Origin of the sequence: Desulfocurvibacter africanus subsp. africanus DSM 2603 (genome assembly GCF_000422545.1) — a bacterium.
Classification (GTDB): Bacteria; Desulfobacterota; Desulfovibrionia; order Desulfovibrionales; family Desulfovibrionaceae; genus Desulfocurvibacter; species Desulfocurvibacter africanus.
The window spans coordinates 112,707-134,550 of record NZ_KE383873.1 but is presented as its reverse complement, the minus strand read 5'-3'; the positions used below and the strand labels follow the sequence as shown (position 1 = coordinate 134,550).

23 protein-coding genes are annotated in these 21,844 nt (G+C 60.5%); 12 read left to right on the top strand and 11 right to left on the bottom strand.

Features of this window, described 5'->3' with window-relative positions:
* Positions 1–21: 21 nt before the first annotated feature.
* The 6 genes from H585_RS0118340 to H585_RS0118315 form a co-directional block, all read right to left on the bottom strand.
* A complete protein-coding gene (locus H585_RS0118340; protein ID WP_027368895.1) occupies positions 22–600 on the bottom strand; it encodes a nitroreductase family protein in 579 nt (192 codons plus the stop codon).
* 373 nt (positions 601–973) lie between these two features.
* Entirely contained in the window at positions 974–1,600 is a 627-nt protein-coding gene (locus H585_RS0118335; protein ID WP_027368894.1) for a thioredoxin family protein, read from the bottom strand.
* Complete coding sequence (locus tag H585_RS0118330; RefSeq protein WP_027368893.1) at positions 1,585–1,809, bottom strand: hypothetical protein; 225 nt, start codon at positions 1,807–1,809, stop codon at positions 1,585–1,587. The genes H585_RS0118335 and H585_RS0118330 overlap by 16 nt, the downstream gene beginning before the upstream one ends.
* Positions 1,810–2,027: 218 nt before the next feature.
* Complete coding sequence (locus H585_RS0118325) at positions 2,028–3,638, bottom strand: NAD(P)/FAD-dependent oxidoreductase (protein WP_027368892.1); 1,611 nt, start codon at positions 3,636–3,638, stop codon at positions 2,028–2,030.
* A 319-nt stretch (positions 3,639–3,957) separates the two neighbouring features.
* Positions 3,958–4,251: a hypothetical protein gene (locus H585_RS0118320; protein WP_027368891.1), complete on the bottom strand. Its 294-nt coding sequence runs from the start codon at positions 4,249–4,251 to the stop codon at positions 3,958–3,960.
* A gap of 117 nt (positions 4,252–4,368) precedes the next feature.
* A complete protein-coding gene (locus H585_RS0118315; RefSeq protein WP_027368890.1) occupies positions 4,369–5,826 on the bottom strand; it encodes a sigma-54 dependent transcriptional regulator in 1,458 nt (485 codons plus the stop codon).
* A 178-nt stretch (positions 5,827–6,004) separates the two neighbouring features.
* On the opposite strand from H585_RS0118315, the gene larB reads away from it, so the two are divergent.
* The 3 genes from larB (at position 6,005) to H585_RS0118300 (ending at position 8,906) form a co-directional block, all read left to right on the top strand.
* Positions 6,005–6,772, top strand: a complete 768-nt coding sequence (gene larB, locus H585_RS0118310) for a nickel pincer cofactor biosynthesis protein LarB (RefSeq protein ID WP_027368889.1) — start codon at positions 6,005–6,007, stop codon at positions 6,770–6,772.
* 186 nt (positions 6,773–6,958) lie between these two features.
* Positions 6,959–7,813, top strand: a complete 855-nt coding sequence (locus tag H585_RS0118305) for a glycosyltransferase family 2 protein (RefSeq protein WP_027368888.1) — start codon at positions 6,959–6,961, stop codon at positions 7,811–7,813.
* Positions 7,814–7,832: 19 nt separating this feature from the next.
* Positions 7,833–8,906 (top strand): glycosyltransferase, encoded by a 1,074-nt coding sequence (locus H585_RS0118300; RefSeq protein ID WP_027368887.1) that lies wholly within the window; start codon positions 7,833–7,835, stop codon positions 8,904–8,906.
* Here H585_RS0118300 and H585_RS23770 read toward each other — a convergent pair.
* Positions 8,903–9,556 (bottom strand): O-antigen ligase family protein, encoded by a 654-nt coding sequence (locus tag H585_RS23770; protein WP_244432660.1) that lies wholly within the window; start codon positions 9,554–9,556, stop codon positions 8,903–8,905. The genes H585_RS0118300 and H585_RS23770 overlap by 4 nt on opposite strands.
* Positions 9,557–10,535: 979 nt before the next feature.
* On the opposite strand from H585_RS23770, the gene H585_RS22265 reads away from it, so the two are divergent.
* The 5 genes from H585_RS22265 to H585_RS23870 all read left to right on the top strand — a co-directional run bounded on the left by H585_RS22265 (position 10,536) and on the right by H585_RS23870 (position 13,387).
* Complete coding sequence (locus H585_RS22265) at positions 10,536–11,270, top strand: glycosyltransferase family protein (RefSeq protein WP_027368885.1); 735 nt, start codon at positions 10,536–10,538, stop codon at positions 11,268–11,270.
* On the top strand, positions 11,252–11,590 hold the full coding sequence (locus tag H585_RS23980; RefSeq protein ID WP_027368884.1) for a glycosyltransferase: 339 nt from the start codon (positions 11,252–11,254) through the stop codon (positions 11,588–11,590). The genes H585_RS22265 and H585_RS23980 overlap by 19 nt, the downstream gene beginning before the upstream one ends.
* 221 nt (positions 11,591–11,811) lie before the next feature.
* Positions 11,812–12,882 carry a M24 family metallopeptidase gene (locus H585_RS0118280; protein WP_027368883.1) on the top strand — a complete coding sequence of 357 codons (1,071 nt, stop codon included), beginning with the start codon at positions 11,812–11,814 and terminating at the stop codon, positions 12,880–12,882.
* Between the two features lie 68 nt (positions 12,883–12,950).
* The gene (locus H585_RS0118275) at positions 12,951–13,184 is read left to right on the top strand and encodes a DUF4911 domain-containing protein (RefSeq protein WP_244432629.1); all 234 of its coding nucleotides are present in this window, start codon (positions 12,951–12,953) and stop codon (positions 13,182–13,184) included.
* Complete coding sequence (locus H585_RS23870) at positions 13,181–13,387, top strand: dual CXXC motif small (seleno)protein (protein ID WP_338042138.1); 207 nt, start codon at positions 13,181–13,183, stop codon at positions 13,385–13,387. The genes H585_RS0118275 and H585_RS23870 overlap by 4 nt, the downstream gene beginning before the upstream one ends.
* Positions 13,388–13,613: 226 nt before the next feature.
* Here H585_RS23870 and H585_RS0118270 read toward each other — a convergent pair whose 3' ends face one another.
* Positions 13,614–14,546 (bottom strand): lytic murein transglycosylase, encoded by a 933-nt coding sequence (locus H585_RS0118270; protein WP_027368881.1) that lies wholly within the window; start codon positions 14,544–14,546, stop codon positions 13,614–13,616.
* A 455-nt stretch (positions 14,547–15,001) separates the two neighbouring features.
* Here H585_RS0118270 and H585_RS23765 point away from each other — a divergent pair, with 455 nt between their 5' ends.
* Positions 15,002–15,376 carry a C40 family peptidase gene (locus H585_RS23765; RefSeq protein WP_237707580.1) on the top strand — a complete coding sequence of 125 codons (375 nt, stop codon included), beginning with the start codon at positions 15,002–15,004 and terminating at the stop codon, positions 15,374–15,376.
* Positions 15,377–15,418: 42 nt separating this feature from the next.
* Here the strand turns inward: H585_RS23765 and H585_RS0118260 are convergent, their stop codons facing one another.
* Positions 15,419–15,955 carry an HDIG domain-containing metalloprotein gene (locus H585_RS0118260; protein ID WP_027368880.1) on the bottom strand — a complete coding sequence of 179 codons (537 nt, stop codon included), beginning with the start codon at positions 15,953–15,955 and terminating at the stop codon, positions 15,419–15,421.
* A gap of 365 nt (positions 15,956–16,320) precedes the next feature.
* On the opposite strand from H585_RS0118260, the gene H585_RS0118255 reads away from it, so the two are divergent.
* Positions 16,321–16,854 (top strand): HD domain-containing protein, encoded by a 534-nt coding sequence (locus H585_RS0118255; RefSeq protein ID WP_027368879.1) that lies wholly within the window; start codon positions 16,321–16,323, stop codon positions 16,852–16,854.
* A 225-nt stretch (positions 16,855–17,079) separates the two neighbouring features.
* Here H585_RS0118255 and H585_RS0118250 read toward each other — a convergent pair whose 3' ends face one another.
* Both H585_RS0118250 and H585_RS0118245 read right to left on the bottom strand, forming a co-directional pair.
* On the bottom strand, positions 17,080–17,949 hold the full coding sequence (locus H585_RS0118250; RefSeq protein ID WP_027368878.1) for a DUF2156 domain-containing protein: 870 nt from the start codon (positions 17,947–17,949) through the stop codon (positions 17,080–17,082).
* Entirely contained in the window at positions 17,924–19,345 is a 1,422-nt protein-coding gene (locus H585_RS0118245) for an MATE family efflux transporter (protein ID WP_027368877.1), read from the bottom strand. Before H585_RS0118245 ends, H585_RS0118250 begins: the two co-directional genes overlap by 26 nt.
* Before the next feature lie 193 nt (positions 19,346–19,538).
* Here H585_RS0118245 and H585_RS0118240 point away from each other — a divergent pair, with 193 nt between their 5' ends.
* Positions 19,539–19,973, top strand: coding sequence for a winged helix-turn-helix domain-containing protein (locus tag H585_RS0118240; protein ID WP_027368876.1), 435 nt, complete (start codon positions 19,539–19,541; stop codon positions 19,971–19,973).
* Positions 19,970–21,610, top strand: coding sequence for an FmdE family protein (locus H585_RS0118235; protein WP_027368875.1), 1,641 nt, complete (start codon positions 19,970–19,972; stop codon positions 21,608–21,610). Before H585_RS0118240 ends, H585_RS0118235 begins: the two co-directional genes overlap by 4 nt.
* The last annotated feature ends 234 nt before the right edge of the window (positions 21,611–21,844 follow it).

Below are 21,844 nucleotides of genomic sequence, written 5' to 3'. Positions count from 1 at the left end.
CATTTTCAAAAGCAAAATGCTCTAATACCGTCCGACCACAAGCTCTTCCAGACTCCGCTTTGGCACATGGTGCACGTTCGCCTCGTCGCGCCAGTAACGGACATCACCTTCGGGGCCCATGGACTCCACCGCCACGGTCTCGGCCGGAACTCCAAGGGCCAGAACCAGCAGAATCTCGAACCCGTCGGGCACCAAGATCATCCCGGCCAAGCGCGGCTTGTCGATATTGCCGATCATGCAGCCTCCAAGGCCGCGCTCCACCGCACCAAGCAATATCGTCTGAGCCGCGATGCCCATGTCCCAGGCCGTGAACTTCCGGTGCTTCTCCTCGCCCAGAATAATGACATACGCCGCGGGCCGCTCTCCCTCGACAGGACCAGGCCAGTCCTTGAGGTAGGCAGCCCAGCCAAGGGTCGGATAGATTTCGGTTGCCTTGACCGAATCCGCCACCAGCACGTACCGGAGCGGCTGCATGTTCGCCGCCGAGGCCGTAAGCCGGGCCAAGCTTGCCAGATGCTCCAAGACTTCCATGCCGATACGCTCTCCCTGCCGAAAGCGCCGATAGCTCCGGCACCGCGCCACAAGCTCCGTCATGTGCATTTGTATTTCTCCATGGTCTAAAGTGGCTGTCTTGTTCACTTATATCATCAAACGTCATGTCACGTAAGGGTTGTGGCCAGCACCTCCATGAGAGTAGGAACTGTTTTGCCACACGAAAGCCGGAAGAAAGGCTGCCGGATCCTCTCACGATGCATTCCAAAACGAGCATCGTCTCTCCCCGCAATAAAAGATCCCCGTCAGATGGCACTCTGACGGGGATCTTGATTGATTCATTCCGCAGTAGGAAAGCCAACCATGTCTTGGGCTCGCCGCTGCGTGCCAAAGGCAATTCACATTGAACCATACCGCTAAGGCGTGCCCTTCCTGATGGGATTCAGGGAGACCTGCGCCTTTCCTATTCTCGTGCGCCGCCTTAAAGCCGCGTATACGGCTGGGCTTTCTTGGCCCACAGGCTGTCAGGCCAAGTGCGCTGCAGGTCCTCGTAGGTCAGGCGCAGTCGGCTCGGGTCGTTGCTGGCTTTCCATGCCGCGGCCCCCAGCAGGAAGCGGGCTTCGGGCGCATAGGCGCTGCGGCCATGCCGATTCAGAAGCTGCTCCAGCAGGGGCACGGCGTAGTCGAACTTGTCCCCGTCGAAGTATACGCCGGCGCAGCCCAAGAGGAGGAAGGGAACGAGTTCCTCGGCAGGCAGGAAGCCGATCTCGCAGCGGTGAGCACGGCCTTCGGGATCAAGCAAGAGCAGACTTGGCGACCAAGTCACGCCATACTCCGACGAGAGCGGAATATGGTCGTGAGGCAGCCAGGCGGGCACGACATGCTCCTTGACTGCGCTCACAACAGAGCCATCGACGAAGGCTTCGTTTTCCTGCGCCTGGCAGGCAACGCAGTCGGGATCATGGAAATAGAGCAACACCGGTTTGCCGCCCGCTTTGGCCAGGCGCAAGGCGTAATCCAGGTCGCGCTCCCAGGTGATGCCCTTGCCAGCCACGACGCCACTCGGCCTTGTCTTCGGCTCTCTGCCGGATTCTATCCCCGGAGCCATATACCGCCCTCCGGATTGACGGGCAAAGGCAGCATGGACAACGGCGGGTCGTCACCGTAGACGGCGTGGTATTGGGCCCGACGGCAACGCTGGGCGTTATCCTTGTCCGAGCACAGCCGCTCTTTGAAGGCCTTCCGGAGAGTGGGCGACACACCCTGGAAGTTCTTGTACAGCATGCACTGATTGGCATATGCGCAGCCATGGCTCATGCCCTTGCTCCTTGTTTCGCTTCACTTAGCCGGAACCTTCCCGGTTTGTTCATAGAGTCCATTAGAACATACCGGGCGATTCGCCATCGGTGTGATTCCTATTGTCCTGTAGGATAATATCCTACAGACATCGGGTAGATAAACGAAAAAGGAACATCCAGGCATGCAGGTGCATGGTCAGGGCAAAACCGCGTGGAAGATGCCTTTGAGAATAGAGCCTATGGCCGCGCCAGGCCCGCCAGCTCCAGAGCCACGGCCTCGGCGGCGCGCATGCCGTCCACGGCCGCGGAAACGATGCCGCCGGCGTAACCTGCGCCCTCACCCGCCGGATACACGCCTCGGAATGTTACGCTCTGCAGGTCCTCGCCGCGTACCAAACGCACGGGCGAAGAACTGCGCGTCTCCACGCCAGTAAGGACGGCGTCGGGCCGGGCGAAGCCGCGCAGCTTGCGATCCAATCCCACGATGGCCTCGCGCATGGTTGAAGCCACATAGGCAGGCAGGCAATCAGCCAGGTCCGTGGGCGTGACGCCCGGCCTGTAGGTGGGCTGCACGTCGCCCAGGCGCTTAGTGGGTCGGCCAGCCAGGAAGTCCTCGACCATTTGGACAGGAGCGCGGTAATCGCCGCCAGCCAGTTCGAAGGCCCGACACTCCCAGCGCCGCTGGAACTCCACGCCGGCCAGGGGATGCGGCGAACCGAGGTCCGCCGGCTCCACGCCCACCAGCAGCGCGGAGTTGGCGTTGCCGCCGGCGCGGGCGTGGCGGCTCATGCCGTTGGTGACCACGCCGCTGGCCTCCGAGGCCGCTGCGATGACCTCGCCGCCAGGGCACATGCAGAAGGTGTAGGCCGATCGGCCATCCCGGCCGTGGTGCACGAGCTTGTATTCGGCTGGCGGCAGACGCGGATGGCCGGCCAGGCGGCCGTACTGCGCAGCATCAACCAAAGTCTGGGGGTGCTCCATGCGGCAGCCGATGGAAAAAGGCTTCTGGGACATGGCCAAGCCCAGGCCGTGCAGCATGGCAAAGGTGTCGCGGGCACTGTGGCCGATGGCCAGAACCACTACCCCGGCGTCGAGTTCCTCGCCCGATGCGAGCCTGACCCCGCGCACCCTGCCACTTTCATGGATCAAGCCGGCGACCTGCGTCTGAAAGCGCACTTCGCCGCCCAGGTCGATAATGGTCTTGCGCAGGTTTTCCACGACTCCAACCAATTTGTCCGTGCCCACGTGAGGCTTGGCCTGCCAGAGGATCTCCTCGGGCGCTCCGGCCAGGGTCAACTCCCGCAGGACGGTGGCGATGCGGCCCTCGCGGTCCTTGATCTGCGTGGTCAGCTTGCCGTCGGAAAAGGTCCCTGCCCCGCCTTCTCCGAACTGCACGTTTGAGCCTGGATCGAAGGCGCCGCCCCGCCAAAAGTCGTACACATCTCGGGCACGCTCGCGAGCGGGCTTGCCGCGCTCCAGCAGCAATGGCCGAAAGCCGGCGCGGGCCAGCATGAGCCCGGCGAACAAGCCGCACGGTCCCGCGCCCACGATGACCGGCCGCGAGAAGTTGCCCTGGGGCGCATGGGCCGGGAACTCGTAGCGCGGGAACTCGGCGCGGGACACGTCGCGCGGCTCAGCCCGCGCCAGTACGTCCTCCTCGCCGCGCACCTCGCAGTCAACGGAATAGATGAACAATACCTGTCCGCGCTTGCGCGAGTCCACGGAGCGCTTGCGCACGCGCAGGGTCAGGAGTTCTTGGCGTCGGATGTTCAGGCGGACGCAGGCTGCCTGGGCCAGGTCCTCGTCGGTGTGGTCGGGTGAAAGCTTGATCTGATCGATGCGGATCATGGGCGCTCCAGCGGCCGCCGGTTGGATATGCTGGTCCGCCGGCCGCTGGAAACGGTGCTTACAGCAAAGCGCTTGGCGCTGCCAGCAGGAAAAAGGCCATTAGCATGCATAAACGGGTCATCAATTGCCTCCGTCGGGTTCCGGGCGTCTCCCCTGACGCCATGATGCTGAGCAGATGCATAAAGGCGTGTTAAGCAACGGACTTTTGCCACAAAGCGGCCAGATAATCAACAGCATGAAAAGTTTACGTATCGTACTATTTAAATCTATTCCCCTCGCGCATGTAGAAAAGACTACATGCGCCTGCCGACGCAGCCCTCTACCGTTTCTTGAGGCTGCGCAACCGCTCGCCCGTCAATTTCGTGACAAGGTGGCGAAACACATCGCCTTGACACGCAAGTTCCTCCGGCATGGCCTGGATTGCATCCTCCAGATAGTGGATATCGGCCGGTGTGGGAAACTTGATGGCGAAGTGTTTGATGACCCGGGTAATCATGGCGATCACATCGGACTCATCGTCCCGGCGGAACTCGCCCTGCGGCGTGGCGGTGACCAAAAGATCGCCGGTTGCGGAATAGGAATGCTTGAGATCGGATCTGTCGAGCGTGAACATGGCGTCCCCTGCGCTGAACGAACATGCAGACAGTCGCACCTTCCCCCGAAGGCGGCCTGCCTGATGCGCCCCGCTCATTGTGCGCCCGAGCGGGGCATGGTTTCACGATCATACGCCTTAGGGGATTTCCATCCCCAATTGGCGGTATTCGTTCAACTTATTGCGCAGGGTGCGCACTGAAATGCCTAGCAGGTTGGCTGCTTGCGTGCGGTTGCCCTGGGTCTGGTCCAGGCTGCGCAGAATGAGATGGCGTTCCATCTCCGCCAAGGGAAGAATGCTGCCAGTGTCCGCATCAGTGAGCGACCCGCCGGCAGCCAGGGAGCCCCCGGAAACAGACGCCATGTCAGCCACAAATCCGGCAGCCGCGGTCTGGCAGACCGCAGCCATGTCCTCGCCCAAGGGCCAGGCATCCTCATCCAGGAGGAAATGGGCCGTTTCGATGGGTCCCGTGCCGGCCAGAAGCACGGCGCGCTCCATGAGGTTCTGCAACTCGCGCACATTGCCCGGCCAATCATACTCCAGAAGCCAGCGCCGGGCATCGGCGGAGAAGCCCAGCTTGGGCAGCCCGTAATCGCGACAATAGCTGTTCACGAAAAAGTCGGCCAGCAGGAGCACGTCATCGCCGCGCTCGCGCAGGGCCGGGAGCTTCAGGGGGATGACATTCAGCCGGTAGTAGAGATCCTGGCGGAACTTGCCATCCTTGACGTACTCATCCAGCCTGCGGTTGGTGGTGGCCAGTACGCGCGTATCGACTTTTACGGTCTCTGTGCCGCCCACGCGATCGATTTCCTGCTCCTGGAGCACGCGCAGGAGTTTGGCTTGCAGCCCCATATCCATTTCCGAAATTTCGTCCAACAGAATGGAGCCACCCGTGGCCAATTCGAACTTGCCGAGTTTGCGGCCTATGGCCCCGGTAAAAGCGCCCTTCTCATGCCCGAAAAGTTCGCTCTCCAGCAGATGCTCGGGAAGGGCCGCACAGTTGATGGCAACGAACGGACCGCTGCTGCGATCGCTGTTATTGTGCAGGAAACGGGCGAACTTCTCCTTACCGGTACCGGATTCGCCCGCGATAAGCACCGTGGCTTTTGAGCGGGCCACCTGCCGGGCCAAGGCCAGCACGCGCAGGATGACCGGGTGGCGACCGATGATATCGATGCTTTTCTTGACACTTGTAGTGGGCCGCGCAGGCTGTGGTTGGACCTCGGTCTGAACCGACCGAGGAGCGCAGGCCGTGACGGCCTCGACCTTGTCCCAGGCCAAGGGCTCAAGCCAATAGTCCTGAGCGCCCAACTCCATAAGCCTGTTGGCCTCCTCGGCCGAACCCGCATCGGTAAAGGCATAGACCGGTGGAAAATCGCCCATTGCGCCTGCGGCCTCGGCAAGCAGGTTCTCGATGCGATAGCCAGGAAACCTGACCCTGGAGAATACCACTTCGGGCTTGGACTTCTTGATGAAGTTCAATGCTCCGCTCAGGGTATCGGCCAGTCCCACCTCGAAGCCCGCTTCCTTGCAGCGCGGAAAAAGCGCCATCACGAATTGGGCCTGAGCCACGAAAAGTATGCTGCGAGACGACATCCCCACTCCTAGGGGTTTGACCCTTTATGCGGGCCCGGCATCACGCTCCGGCTGGAGCAGCACCTGGGCGGCCCTGCCGCGTGCCGTGACGCACCCATGGGCGGTTACGCCCGCCGTGGCTTTTCGCCACGCTTCAAACCTTGCCCGTCTGGGAACGCTTGGTGTAGGCTCTGCGGCCATGGATCACAAGACCTTACGCCAACTCTTAAACGATGTAGCCTCTGGAGCCCTTGCTCCTGAACAGGCGCTGGAACGCATCGCCCCGGCCCAGCTTGCGCTGGGCCGCAGGCTGGCTTGCGGCCTGCACCTGGATCTCGACCGAGCCCCGCGAACAGGCCAATCCGAGGTGGTCTTTGGCCAAGGCAAGAGCCCGGAGCAGCTCATCCTCGCCGTTGGCGGCCTGATCGAGGCCGGTCAGCCCGCGCTGGTCACACGGCTGGACTCCGCTCGCGGCAAGTACCTTGCAAAACATGTTCCGGAAGGCGTTTACTGGCCCACAGCCGGGCTTTTCACCGTCGGCCGGCCCGTGGACCTGTCAGAACCATGGCCATCCGCAGGTCAGGCAATGGTTATCGCGGCCGGAGCTTCGGATCTACCCGTGGCCTTGGAGGCTCTTGGCTGTGCGATGTTCTTCGGACTCGACTGCGGCCTGGCATCGGATGTGGGCGTAGCCGGCCTGCACAGGCTGCTTCAGCGCGGCGAGTCCCTGGCCAAGGCCCGGCTGCACATCGTGGTTGCGGGCATGGAGGGTGCCCTGCCGAGCGTGGTGGCGGGGCTGTACGGCAAGCCGGTCATCGGCGTGCCGACTTCTGTGGGTTACGGCACCGGCCTCGGCGGCATCGCCGCCCTCCTGTCCATGCTCAACGCCTGCGCGCCCGGCATTGCCGTGGTCAATATCGACAACGGCTACGGTGCGGCGGCCATGGCGGCAAAATTGCTAGGATAAGTGGAAAAATCTCTAGCAAGTCACTTAAAGTCGCGCGTAAGTGTAAGGAGCGATCGCCTTTCGCCAAACGCCTGCTTCCCGCGATAAACCTAACAAGTTCCGGCTCGCAGCGCGGCCTTGACTTCCTCTCCTGCTCGAACTTAGGACAAGCCCTGCTTCCAATCCAACCCAGCCAGAGGACGGCTCGTGACTGCAAAGCCTCTTGTCTCGTGCATCATCACCACCTGCAATAGGGCCCGCCTATTGGCCAGAGCCATCGACTCGGCCCTTGCCCAGACATACAGCCCCCTAGAGATCGTCGTGGTCGACGATGCCTCCACGGATGAAACGCCTGCGATTATGCAAGGCTTCATGGAAAGCCATAAGGACATCCAGTACTTACGCCACGAACGTCGCATGGGAGCATGCGCGGCGCGCAACTCAGGAATCCAAGCCGCAAAGGGCGAGTACGTCGCGGGTTTGGATGACGACGACGAATGGCTACCCCAGCGGGTGGAGATGATGCTGGCAGTCTTCGAGGATAGCCTGGCCTTCGTCTATTCAGACTATTACCGCCGCAAGCAGGACAAACTGAGTCTAACCAGCACGCCGTCGGAACTGACCCACGCGCTGATGGTGCGCGGCATCAACCTCGCAGGCACGCAGGTGCTCACCCGACGCTCTTACCTCTTGGAGGCAGGCGGCTTCGATCCATCCCTGCGCGCATCTCAAGACTATGACATGTGGTTGCGCCTGCTGGAGCAAAGACCCTTGGCCAAGGGAGTGGACGAACCACTCATGATTGTGGATGCCTCGGACCGTACCGGGCGGATTTCTGTGGATCGACGCAAGGTCTTTTCAGGCAAATTCCGGGTCTATCGCAAGAACAAGCGCTTCTTTGATCGCACGCTGCGAACTGAACGCCTCTATTCTATCCGTAAGGTATTGCATCCCTATCCGTCCCTTCATCGCGTGCTGCACATGGCGCCGCGCCGAGAACTGGCTAACGAACTCCGCCGCTGGATCAAAGGCAGACTAGTGAAGCTGCTGCGAACGAGCTGAATATCATAAGGAAAATATCTTGCGTATCGTCTATGTGAATTCGACGCATAAGTGGGCCGGGGTCAAAACCTGGACTCTTGATACCGCGGCCTGGCTCGCCAAGCACGGCCACGAGGTGACAATCTTCGGCCGGCCAGGGCCGTTCACCGACAAATCCCGCAGTCTGGACATCGAGACCTTTGCCCTGGAATTCGGCGTGGACTTCAGCCCTGCGCTCATCCTGCGCTTCGCGCGTTTCTTCCGCACCCGGCGCACGGACGTGCTCGTGGTCAATGTAGGCAAGGACCTGCGAACCGCCGGTTTGGCCGCTAGGCTTTCGGGAGTGCCCGTGCTGCACCGGGTAGGCCTGCCCGGCGACATGCGCAACACACTCAAGGTGCGTCTCATGCACCGTTTCATCAAGCCGCACATCCTCGTGCCCAGCCAAGACACAAAAGACGGCCTGCTCGCCTGTCTGCCTCATCTCAAGCCTGAAGAAATTGCGGTCATTCACACAGGTAAACCTGTGGCCAAGGAGCCGCCCGAGCCGGTGCGCCGACCCTTGCGGCTCATCGTCAGCAGCCGCCTCAGCTCCGAAAAAGGTCACGCGGACCTTTTACAGACTCTTGCCACACTGCAAGGTCAGGGTCTAGAGTTCACACTTGACGTACTCGGCACGGGTGCAACCGAAGATGAACTCAAGGCCTTGGCGATCTCGCTCGGCTTACAAAATCGCGTCAGGTGGCTGGGATTTCAGGCCGATGTAACTTCACATTTGCGCCATTGCGACGCCTTCGTGCTGCCTTCCTACGCCGAGGGGTTGCCCAATACACTGCTGGAAGCCATGGCCCAAGGCCTGTGCCCTGTAGCTCGAGACGTAGGCGGAGTGCGCGAGATATGGCCCGCCGCTAACCTGCACGGCCTGCTGGCCGGCATGGAAGCCGACGACCTGCTAGCGCCATTGGAATGCCTGCTCCGCGCGGACGATGCGCAGGTCATGACCTGGAAGCAGGCAGCTTGGGAGCAGTGCAAGGCTGCCTTTAATATCGATACCCAGGGCAGGCGCTTTGAAGATTTGCTGCAGGGGCTTATCGCTAGACAACACAAAACCTAGGAGTCGCCACTCCTAACGAAACGCACCTCGTCCTTCTCTCTTTCTGCCCAGACACAGCCGCCGAGTGTCACGCCCAAGACGAGCATGGACAGACCGAGCCACCAAACACGGAAAAAGCTGTGTGCACTAATGGCCGTGGCCATGTAGCCCATGTAGGCGCAACCGAAAAATGAGAGCAATCCCCAGTATTCCTTGTCCTGTCCTTGCCTGAGGCCCCCTGCGATTCTTTTGAGAAACCACAGACTATAGACCATCAGGAAGAGCATGAGCGTGGCGAAGCCGATAACTCCCGTTTCGGCTAGGAACTGCAGGTATATGTTATGCGGATGGGGGATGGTGATGCTATCTTGGCTAGGTACCAATCCCAGGGACCTAAACGCTGGGTTGTACGTGTCGACCCCAGAGCCAAGAATCGGCCAGTTCTTGAACACCTCGATGGCGAACGGCCATAGGTCGGTAATGCGGCCGTCCTTGAGCACCTGCGAAAAAGTAACTCGTTGTGGCCCAAAGAAGGCCAATCCGAATCCAACAGCAAGGGGCAAAAGGATCTTCTTCCAGTCGAATCCCCTGTGCAAAACCCACAGGAGCAGCAACGCTACGGCAAATCCGACGTAAGAGCTTCTTGTTCTTGTAAAAATCAGAAGGTACATCCCTGGAGCTAAGACTAGGGCTGTAACCAGCCAAGAACGCCAACGTGGCCAGTCCCGGGGCAGAACGTAGAAAAGACCCATCCCAATTACCAGCGATATAGATAGGACGTTGCCCACCCGCGCGAAAGATCCAGTCAGCCGAAAACTATCCGCGTAAAGTTTCCTGATGGGCTCTCCCCGAAATAAATCCACTCCTGTTACATACTGATATACACCATCTAATCCCTCATAGCAGCTCATTACAGCGAAAAGGAATGCTAACATTTTCAACTTCTGCTTGCCACGCGCCAACTCTATTCCTACAAAAAAGAAGGGGAAACTCCTGTATGAGACTGACCATAGTGTGTCCAGTCCTCCCTCTAAGTCAATCGTATGGAAACATTTGAATATGATCAGTCCGATCAAGAGCACATAAGGCCAAATCATCCCACCAAAACGCTTCAGATTCGAACTGGGATAGTCACTGCAGTAATACAATATCAATCCAACCAGAGCCAGCAGAGCTCCGATTTCACGAAAAGAGCGGCCAAGAGGGAGGAACAAGATGAAGATTCCCGCTCCAAGCCAGAGCAGGTTATATGCGTACCTGGCGATATTGGTTCGGTTAATGGCCTTTGAACACAAGGCAATCGTATCTTCTCCAATGCGTACCACGCCCAGACTCACTTATGTTTGACTAATGGGATATAGAAAAATGAATCAATACTAGCTTTATCATGACCAAGTCTTTAGAATTTAGCATTTAAAGAATCGTTTCGCCAGGACGAAATCTAGCGGCCTTTGGAAGCTGTTCCATGTCGGTTTGCACGCACGCCGCTTCCGCAGCTTCTGCTGCCAGCCGTGCTGGACTTAGGGCTGGCATGACTGCTAGAGGAGGCCTGGAGGTAGTCGCCCCGGCCAACGGCACTCGGCAAGAACCTGCAGAACAGGCAACTTCCAATGGGCATTCCCGCAAACATGAGTTCGAGCTAGAGGTGGCATGCAGCCTATCAAAGTTCTTTTCATCTCAAGATCCGACCAAGGACTTGCCAGCAGCAGAGTTCGCATCTTCGATCTTCTCCCTTACTTGAAACAAGATGGTATTGAAGGGCGGGTTCTGGTTAACCCACGTAAAAAGAATGTTTTTAAGCTGCTGAGTTTCCTCTCCAAGTTCCTCTGGAACGCACCTCGGCACGATATTGTGGTACTACAAAAAGTCATACCGAATACGCTTTTCGCTCGACTTGTACGTTTATTAAGCAAAAACTTGGTCTACGACATCGACGATGCCATGTACGAACTGCACCCGTCGATGAAGAATGATTCCTGGGCCAAACAACGTCATGCCAAGGGACTGCCGCGCCTTCAATATCTCCTGCAGAACGCCGATGCTGTGTTTTGCGGAAACGACTATCTTGCCCTCTACGCCTCACGATTCAACCCACAGATCGAGATTATCCCCTCGTGTATTGATATCGAGGAATACAAGCGTCATTCCAGGGTCAACCCAAGCGATACGAACTCGCCTATTGTCTTCGGCTGGATAGGCCATGCTCAGAACTTGGTCGATTTCGAGCCGATCAAAGACATTCTGCGCGAAACTCTTTGTGCCCTCCAAGGCCGAGTATTCTGCGCATTGTCTCTTCCAAGCCGCTTGAACTTGAGGGAATCAAGGCGGAGTTCGTCCCTTGGAGCGTTGAAGGGCAGTACAAGGCAATGGCTGCCTTCGATGTAGGTCTCATGCCGCTCATCAGCGACAACCGGTCTCTTGGTCGCTGCGGGTACAAAGCTATACAGTACATGGGCCTCGGGTTGCCGGTAGTCAGTTCACCCGTGGGAGATGCGGGCAGGGTCGTTGTCAATGGCGTGACGGGCTTCCATGCCCATGATGCTAAGCAGTGGCAGGAAGTCCTTTTTGCACTGGCATGCTGCCCAGAGTTGCGTCGCTCAATGGGACACGCCGGTCGGCAACGCGCCGAGTACGATTACAGCTATCAAGCCTGGGCCCCCAAAATAACTTCCACCCTGCGCCGCTTGCTGGCAGCGCGGACATGACATAAGCCTGTTGCAAACAGACAGTGCGGACCAGAAATACCCGCCAGATGCGAGCAGACGTGAAGCGTTCGTCCTCCAACTCATTGCTATGACCGAGTCCGCCCCGGGTCGACTCTTTTGAACCTCTCGCCGCCTATGCAGATATAGAAGGTAGCCCGAATGCCCTGGCTGCAGAGAAATGGCATCAGACAAAGCAAATTCTACTATTCTTAGGAACCAACATGAACAAGCACACTCACTCCGCCCGACGTGAAAAGCTGCGCCCTCTGCTCGCCCGCGAGGGTCTGGACGCGTTGCTGGTAAGTCTGGCAGCCAACCGCTTTTATCTGAGCGGCTTCGAGCTGCACGATCCCCAGTGCAACGAATCAGCCGGCTATCTGCTGGTCACCCGTAACGGCCCGGACTGGCTGCTGACTGATCCGCGTTATCTGGATGCGGCTCGGCGACTTTGGGACGAGGACAATGTCTTCATCTACGCTCAGGCGCGAAACGAGAAGATCCGCGAATTCCTGGCAGGGCTGCGCCTGGGGACCATCGGCGTGGAGTCCCAGGCCTTGTGCGTGCAGACCTGGCTCGATCTTTCGAACGGGCTTACGCTCAAGCCCACCAAAGGATTGGTGGAAGAGCTGCGCATCATCAAGGAGCCCGGCGAGATAGAGATCATGCGCCGCTCATGCCGCCTGAACCATGAGGTCTTCGGCCTTACTCCCAGGCTGCTCGTGCCCGGCAAGACCGAGGAAGCGCTGGCCTGGGAGCTGGAGCAGGCCTTCCGCAACGGCGGGGCCAGCGAGTTATCCTTCGAGACAATTGTGGGCGTGGGCCCCAACGCGGCCCTGCCTCACGCCATCCCCGGCGCAACGGCCATCCGCGAGAACGAGCTGGTGCTCGTGGATATGGGTTGCCGGCTGGGGGCCTATTGTTCGGACCAGACGCGCACCTTTTGGGTGGGCGACAAGCCGTCCGAGCGCTTCCAGCGTACAATGGAGCTGGTGCGGGGGGCGCAGCAAGCCGCCATCGACATCATCCGCCCCGGCTTGCCCGCCCGCGAAGCCTACCTGGCGGCATGGAACCACCTGGATCGGCACGGCGTGGCAAGTCAGTTCACTCACGGCCTGGGCCACGGCATCGGCCTGGAAACGCACGAACCGCCCAGCCTCGGTCGCCTGGCCGAGACCACGCTTCAGGCCGGCATGTTTGTGACCGTGGAACCAGGTCTTTACGATCCGACCTGGGGCGGCATCCGCTGGGAGTACATGGTCCTGGTCACCGAGAACGGCTGCGAAATACTATGAGGCCTCTGCGGAACACCGGATGCCCGCCCCGGAGGCACGCGCGACCCACATGGTCCGAAAGGCTTTATGTGGAGATCGCGCCGGAGCGCATGGCCCTGTTCCGCTTCTTGTTGGAAGCCAGGGGGCATCTAGCCTATTTTACGGTGCTCGACCGCAGGCGCGCCCTAGTTCGCGTGGTATTCAGCCCGGACATGGCCGCCGAACTCGAACAGGGCCTGTCCGAGATGGCCGAGAGCGTGCCCTTCTCCATCATCAGGACGCCCCACGACGGTCCTGTAACCTCTACCCCTAAACGCCCATGACGTTCCTGCACAAACAGCCCACACAAGACAGCAAAGCGGCCTGCCGCAACTGCGGCCGTCCCCTGAACCTGCGCCGCGCCTGAAGCGGGGTCATGCTACGCTGCAGGTACTGCGGCACGGAAGACCCCCTCTCTCGACACTCCGATAGCATTGACGACGATCTGGAAGACAAGTTGGCTTGGGTGCCTCTGGACCGCCTGTAAGTCGAACCTTGCACCGGGAGAGGCAGACGTCTCTCCCGGCTTTTCTTGGCCGAAATGGCATCACCCGACTCGGGGCTGGCCGCATCGCGGCAGCCGGAGTTCCCGATCTGGAAGCGAGAGAAAACTCGTGTTTAGCGCATGGAGAGAGTCCCGCTTGGCCTGCAGGCTGATAAGTGCAAGGCCCTGTGGCTGCCTGCAGCAATGCGAACTGATGCTCCAGGGTCGCTTATGCCTTGCCCTTTAGCCGGTCGGCTATGGCCAGCACAGTTCGTGCGTAGACGTTGTCGTGATTGTATTTGTAGATAACCTCGTGCCTGCGGTCCAGGACGAGGTCCTCGCGCCAGCCGTGGCGTTTGAGGAAGTTGCACAGGCTATGCACGGCGTCGGCCGTGGTGAACAGGTCGACGATCCCATCGCCGTCGCCGTCCACCCCGTAGGCCAGAGCATTGCTGGGCATAAATTGGGGGTAACCGATGGCTCCATAAACGGAGCTTGGGATATCCAAGGGACTGCGACCGGCCATCCTTGCGTAGCGTAGAAGCGCATCCAGTTCACGGTAGGCCCAAGCAGCCTTGTCCGCATTACGCGCCTCGATCCAGGCCTGCTCTTCCTGATCGAGCCTGCCCCAGCCGATGTGCGGCTTGACCCTCTCAAAGTCCGCCGACATGGCCATGCTGGCCAGGATCAGCAGGGCGTCGTCGCTGCCGGTGGTCATGCCCAGCTTGCTTTCGATGAGCAGGATGGCCACCTGGATCTCCTTGTCCACCCCGTAAAGGCTTTCGGCATTTTCCAAGACCCCGCGATGCAGGTCCAGGTAGCCGCGCGCGCCAGCCAGGGCCAAGGGAGAAAGATACCTGCCATAGACTTCCGGCTGTTCACCGGGTTCGCCGCGCGCTTGCCGGCGCTGGCGCAGAAGGGCTTGGAGCTTCGAGGCCATGGCCGAAGGGTCGTAGCGCGCTCTTGAGTCCCCAAACACGACGCGCAGCTCGCCTGGATCGTGTCCGTCATTGGCCAACCGCTCCAGGAGTGGCGTCCATTCCGTCAGGCCGGTACCGCTTTGTGGTAGAAATCGGCCGCCAAATCCCACGCCAAGCAGGAGCAGCCCCCCAATCAGGAGCCAGAACCAAGGATGTATCCTAATTTGTCGTATTATGAACATGAAGAGGTAAGACTCGTTTTGGCTCCACCCTAGCCCAAGGGTTTCAATGGTGTCCAGCCCGCGTCTTTACGCTTGGGCTCGTTTGCCATTCCATCTCGCTTGAATGCCTGTTCAAAAAAATATACACGAACTTAAACACGTTCCCTGCTACGATCATAACGAGCATGCACCAAGCCCCTGTGGTCCACACCGCCTGCGGCCTTCCGCGCCCTATCCTCCGGAACGCTCTGGCGGCCTTTCTGATGCTGCTTATTCTAAGCGCCTGCAGCTCGCACCGGCCACCGGTGGAACAACGCTCAATCGGTCAGCGCAACAATCTGGAGCAGCCGACGGCTCCGCCTAGCACGCAAGCTCGACCTGCCCAGCCTGCGGCCAAGCCCGTCCCAGCCGTCGAACCGAAGGAAATTGCGCCTGACGGTCGAGCGTATCCGCAAGTGCATCAGTCGGCTGCCACTTTGCGTCAATCCGTAGTGGCCAAGGCGCGTTCCGTGATCGGCACGCCCTATCGCTTTGGCGGCATGTCACCTGTTTCGGGCTTCGACTGTTCCGGACTGGTGGTCTGGGTCTACGAGACACACGGTGTCGACCTGCCGCGCACCACCTGGGAACAGACCCGCGCCGGCCAAGCCGTGCCTGCCGACCAGATGCATCCGGGCGATATCGTCGTGTTCAAGCTGGGCGGGAAGCAGCCTTATCTGCACACTGGAATCTACGCCGGCGGGAACACCTTCATCCATAGCCCCCGAAGCGGCGGCCGCGTGCGCGAGGAATCTCTTTCCGGGGCCTACTGGGCCGGACGCATCCATGCAATACGCCGCGTAATCAAATGATCACCGCCAGGTCGAAACGAAGGATACGGCCGCAGTGCCCCGCTAGCGAAGCGCTGCCATGGACTCGATGGCGAGAGTCAGGAATTCCGTCAATTCCAGCCCGAGCTTCTCACACTCGCGGATAACCTCGCGACGCACATTGCGCGCAAAGGCTTTGTCCTTCATCTTCTTCTTTAGACTGGAGGCCTGCATGCCGGCCATGCCGTCGGGCCGCACCAGGGCCGCCGCGCTGACCAGGCCGGTGACGGTTTCGCCGCAGCGCAGGGCGTAATCGAAGTCGCTCTTCGGCTCCACTCCGTTCATCTCCCAGGCATGGGCGCGGATGGCCTGGACTGCCTCTTCGGGCAATCGGCCCTGGAGCAGGTCCGCGGACGTGACGCCGTGGCGCGCCGGATCTTCCTTGGTGGCGGAATAATCCAGGTCGTGCAACAGCCCGGCCAATCCCCACATGTCCTCCTCGCGACCCAAGCGGCGGGCCAGACCGCGCATGACCGCCTCGCTGGCCAGGGCATGTTCGATGAGGTGCGCCTCGGGCGTGTTTTCATTGAGCAGACGCAAGGCTTCCTGACGTTCGAGCATGGGTGCCTCCGTGAATTCCGCCGCAAGCGATCGCCTGTCGACAGGTTTTTAACGAGAAATTCCGGCTGATGCAGCATGTGGTCAAAGCGCTCTTAGTAGCCCTTCAGAACACTGCTGACAACTCCCCGGACATACTGTTCATTCCAGACACATCGATTGCTTGAGTCGAAGGCAGCCTTGACGTACAGGCAGCCAACCACCTGCGACAACTCGGGAAGCGCATTGCGCCAGATCAGCCCATATGAACTCCGACCGGCATATCGATACGCCCGACCTGCGGACAACGCATCGTGCGAACAATCCGCGCATGTCGGTGCAGACCGCACCATGCGCCAATAAACTTCGACCAGCTACGGAGGCACAGCATGCCCTGGACCCAAGGGCTACACGTGCGGGCTTGGCATTTCGCCGCCCTGGCCCATGCCGGCCAGACCATGCCCGACAACGACCTGCCTTATCTCGTGCACATCGGCAGCGTGGCCCTGGAGGTCACGGCGGCTCTGGTTGCCGAAGGCGGCAACGCAGACTTGGCTCTGCCCTGCGCCATACTGCACGACATCATCGAGGATACGGCCACAAGCCACGCCCAACTGCAAATGGCCTTCAACCGACGCATCGCCGACGGAGTGCTGGCCCTGAGCAAGGACCCGGCTATCCCAGGCAAGCTGGAGCAGATGCGCGACAGCCTGCGACGCATCCGCGAGCAGGCGAAAGAGGTTTGGATGGTCAAGCTGGCCGATCGCATCGCCAACCTGAGCGATCCGCGCCCCACCTGGAACAGAGAGCGTCGCCAAGGCTACGCAGACGAGGCGCGACTCATACTGGAGGAGTTGGGCGAGGCATCGGACCATCTGCGTCTGCGACTGGCCTGGTGCATTGAACGCTTCCTGATTGACTGACGCCCGAGAACGCTTCCGCCAGCCGGAGCAATCGTACAAGACAGCACGGCTGGAGGTCGTCGCCCTGGCCCACGCCAAGGGGAGTGATCTGCCGGGTTCTGGGTCAAAGCGGCAGAGCAACATCCAAAACCCCAACACTGCACACCCGGCAATGCGTATTGCATCGCCGGATACGTGGCTGCCGCCAGGCCAGTCCCTGGCCTGGGCCGGCTATGGCCCAGGCGACTATGTAAAGGTCAGCTCGAACTTGTGCACGAAGGATATGGGATTGTAGGAGAGCTTGGCCTTGCGCAAACCCGGCTCATCCAGGTCCTGCTCGCGGTTGACGTAGCGATAGAACGAGGCCGTGTGGGCCAGGAATAGCCGATTGATAGCCTGGTACGCGCCCTCGAGGTTTGCGTGGGCCTTCTCGAAGTGGATGACCAGCGTGTCCTCGGACAATTGCTCGGCCACGGTGTAGGCCACCAGCTTGCCATCCACCCGGATGGCCCCGCCCAGGAGCTCGGGCAGCCGATCCCAGTTTTCCAGCACATGCACAATGGCCGTGTTCTCGGCCATCAAGGCCCCCGACTCTTCACAGTCGCGCCAGCGGCACCATTCGGCCTGCATGTCGAGGGCCTCCTCAACGCAATCGGGGCCCATCTCGTAGTATTCGCTGGCATGACCCGTCACGAAAGTCTCGAACTGCTCGCGCTTCTTGCGAAAACGCTCCCCCTCCAGATCGACCAGATCCTTAACCAGGTAGACGTAATCCCAATGGCCGCGAGATTCCTTGATATATGGCGAAAAGAGGTTCAGCCAGCGCTCGGCGAGCTTCTCGGGCACGCGGATAAAGCGCCTGCCCGCCACGAAATGAGCCATGGATTTCCAATCCGCCGCGGCCCAGTCGCCAATAGGCGCCCACAGTACCGGTTCGGGCAAGGTCTGGCGGATCCAGACAAGCCCGTCCTGGAAGGCCCACTCCAGGCCGTAGACCTCTTGCCAGCCCCACAGGTTGATGAAGCTGTAGTCCGAGGCAGGCTGCGGGCAACGGGCCAGGAGGCTCCGGTACTCCTCGCGACGGGCGATTCTAATGGGTTCGAAGCTGAGTTCCATTGGTGGCTCCGGTTAGGGTCTTGCGTCGCCGCATGGCGAATTTGGACCAGTCTCTGAAATGGAAGATACCTAAGGCCAGGCTGGACTGGAACACCTGAGATACGAACATGGAAATCCATACACCGGTGGAATCCCCCAGCACATGATGGCCAAGGATATAGGCTGTGGGCACGCGCACGAGCCAGGCCGCGCAGCCGAAGGCCAGCAGGTTGTAGATGGTTGCTCCTGCTCCGGCCAGGGCTCCGGCCAGGATCATGGAGGTCAGGGTGAAAGGAATGGCCAGCAGATTCCAGCGCAGATAGCCCATGGCCTGGGCCTGCACCGCCGGATCAGGGGCCACGAAGGCTGCCAGGGGCTCCATGACCAGCCAGACGCCCACGGCCACGAGCGTGAGCACAGCCACGCCCACACCCAGAATGCGGTAGGTCGCGCGCTTGGCCATGTCGGGCCGGCCCGCACCCAGATATTCGCCCACAAGAATGGAGGCGGTCATATTGAAGGCGAAGCCCGGCAGGAACAGGCCGGCCTCCACACGCATGCCAGCGGACATGCCGGCCAGGGCGGCCACGTTCTCGTGCGGCAGGCTGCCGGTGACGGCGAACAGGGCCAAGTAGGCCGATTGCCACACGACCTGCATTAGGCCGCCCGGCCAGGCCACCCTGAACAGATAGGGCCAGGCTTGGCGAATCCAGCACCAGGGGGCGAAGCTCTCCCGGCGCAGGAGCCCCCTGCGCCAGAGCACGAACAGGTTGAACAGCGTGCCGCAACTCACGGAGAAGAAAGTCGCCCAGGCCACGCCCTGATAGCCGAGATTCGGCAGGCCCCACATGCCCAGCCCCAATCCCAGGTCAGCCACGGTATTCACCAGCGCGGTGATGATGCCGGAGAAAAGCGGCACGAAGACCATGCGCTGGGCGCGGAACACGGCGTGCGTGATGAGGAAAAGGTAATAGACAGGCAGGAGCAGCAGGTAAACGTCCAGAAAGTAACTCGTAATAGGCCGCAGGCCGTCCGGCACCTGCAGCAGGGCAAGCAGGCCGTCGTCGATGAACATGCCTAGCGCGAAAATCGCCAAGCCCATGACCAGGCCGACCTCCAGCACTAGCCCGGTATAGCGCAAAGCCCTCCTGGGCAAGCCTGCGCCCATTGACTGGCTGATGGCCGCCACGCTCCCGTTGGCCACGGCCGTGGCTACCACCAGAAAAAAGAACAGGAGCTGGTTGATCATGCCCATGGAGGCCTGCACATCGCTGCCGATGCGGCCGGCCACCCATACGTCCACGAAGCCGATGAGGAAGTTGCAGAACATCAGCAGCGTCTGCGGCCAGGCCAGGGACCAGATGTCCCGCCAGGCGGCGGTGCGAGGCAGCGCAGGCGTGCGGACGGATTTGACCATGGAGCTCTCGTGATCGTCTTTTTTCGAAACAGGCACAACTACGAAAGCCGCACAACTGCGTCAAGGACGCCCGCCCTGTAATAGACCATGCTTCCGGACTGTGTCTTGCTCAAAACTCTTTCACTTGCAAAGCCGTCCAAAAGCGGTTATCGCCTCTTATTATGCTCAACTTAACATAAGCATGAGAAAAGCCATGAAATCTGCCGATGAGATGCCAGGAGAACTGCAACCAAGAATGCGGCTGCACCTCTGGCTGGAGGTTGAGGGCGGCATGGTGCTCGGCCTGGGCCGGGCCATGCTGCTGGCCAAGGTGCATGAACTGGGCTCGCTCAACAAGGCGGCCAAGGCCATGGGCATGTCCTATCGAGCGGCCTGGGGCAGGCTCAAGAAAACCGAGGACCTGCTGGGCCTGCCGCTGGTGGTCAGTTCCGGCGGCCGTAGCGGCTTTACCCTCACGCCGCTTGGCGAAAGCCTGGTGAAGTCCTTCCAGCGCTGGCACGCGGACGTGGAGCGCTACGCCCTGGAGACTTCCCACGGGTTATTCCCCTTCGAAGTCCGTCCCTTCGGTGGGCCGGAACCGTTCGAACCTGGCGAGCCGTCCGAACTCGATGGAGACGAAAAAGAATGAGCGAAAAAGGCAATGTCGGTCAATACACGTTCGATGAGTACCTGGACCTCATAGGCCGCTTTCACAGCTATCCGGCCCCGGGCCTCATCGTGGGTGGCTACATGGTGGAGATGGCCAAGCGGCACATGCCCGAAGGCGTGCTTTACGACGCCATCAGCGAGGCGGCCAGCTGCCTGCCGGACGCCATCCAGCTGCTCACACCCTGCACCGCCGGCAACGGCTGGCTCAAGATCGTCAACCTGGACCGCTATGCCCTGAGCCTGTTCAACAAGTTCACGGGTGAAGGGGTACGCGTGTTTCTGGATGTCGACAAGCTTGGGGGATATGACGAGATCCGCTCCTGGTACCTCAAGCTCAAATCCAAGCGAGAACAGGATTCGGACAAGCTGCGCCAGCAGATGCGTGAGGCAGGCGAGTCGGTGCTCACCATGCAGGCGGTAAAGGCGGCTCCCAGGTTCATCGGCAAGACGAGCAAGGGAGCCATTGCGGTCTGCCCCCTGTGCGGTGAAGCTTTTCCCAAGGCCCATGGGGCAATCTGTAAAGGCTGCCAGGGCGAAGCGCCATATGTGGAGACCGGCGAATCCGAGATTTTAGTCCAACCTCGCTTGGCCTCCGTGAGCGTGGAGCAGGCCGCGGGCAAGACCACCCTGCACGACATGACCCGCATCGTACCCGGCCAGAGCAAGAGCGCCGAGTTCAAGGCCGGCCAGCAACTCAGCGTGGGCGACGTGTGCCGCTTGCAGCAGATGGGCCGCATGCATGTCTACGTGCAGGGGGACGTGCAGCCCGGTCCCGAGTGGGTGCACGAGGACGAAGCAGCCGAAGCCTTTGCCGAGGTCCTTTGCCGCGAGGGTTCATTGGAGAAGAAAGGCCCGCCGCACGAGGGCAAGATCACCCTGCTGGCCGCCCAGGACGGACTGCTGGTGGTTGACGAAAATCTGCTGGAAGCCCTCAATCTCGTGCCCGACGTCATGTGCGCCACGCGCCACTGTTACTCCGTCGTGCGCCGGGGCGAAGCCGTGGCCGGTACGCGGGCCATTCCGCTCTATCTCTCCCGCCCCAACCTGCACAAGGCCCTGAGCGTGCTGAATAAAGGTCCGGTGCTGCGCGTGGCGCCCTTGCGCCGCGCCCGCGCCGGCCTGCTCATCACGGGCACCGAGGTCTTCCAGGGTATCATCCAGGACAAGTTCGCCCCCACGCTGACTCCCAAGATCGAAGCTTTGGGCGGCACGGTAGTCAAGACGCTCATACGGCCCGACGACCGCCAGGCAATCCGCGACGGCGTGAAGGAACTGCTCGGAGCCGGGGCCGATCTCATCGTAACCACCGCGGGCTTGTCCGTGGACCCGGACGACGTGACGCGCCAGGGTTTGCAAGACGCTGGAGCCACGGACATGCTCTACGGCATGCCCGTGCTGCCGGGCGCCATGACCCTGTTGGCGCGCATCGGCAACGTGCAGGTGCTCGGCGTGCCGGCCTGCGCGCTCTTCTTCAAGACCACGAGCTTCGACCTGCTCCTGCCTCGGCTGCTGGCCGACCTGCCCGTGACTCGGCGCGACCTGGCCAGGTTGGGCCACGGCGCCATGTGCAAGGAGTGCGTGGAGTGCAAATATCCGCATTGCCCCTTTGGCAAATAGCGAAAAGGCTTTTGGGGGATTTGCTCGACCGGCCACGCCTCGCGGCCGGAACAAGTCGCACAGGGCGCATTGGCTTGCCTGTTGCAGCCAAGTTTCTCTTTTGTTGGGCTGCATTTGCCAGATCCAATAATTATGGACACATGGCGCAACAGTGCTTCGGTAAGCGGCAACCTGCCCTAGCGCAAAATGACGCTCGGCTTTGTCGCGGAGTGTTGCTTCCGGCCTGCGCCCTTT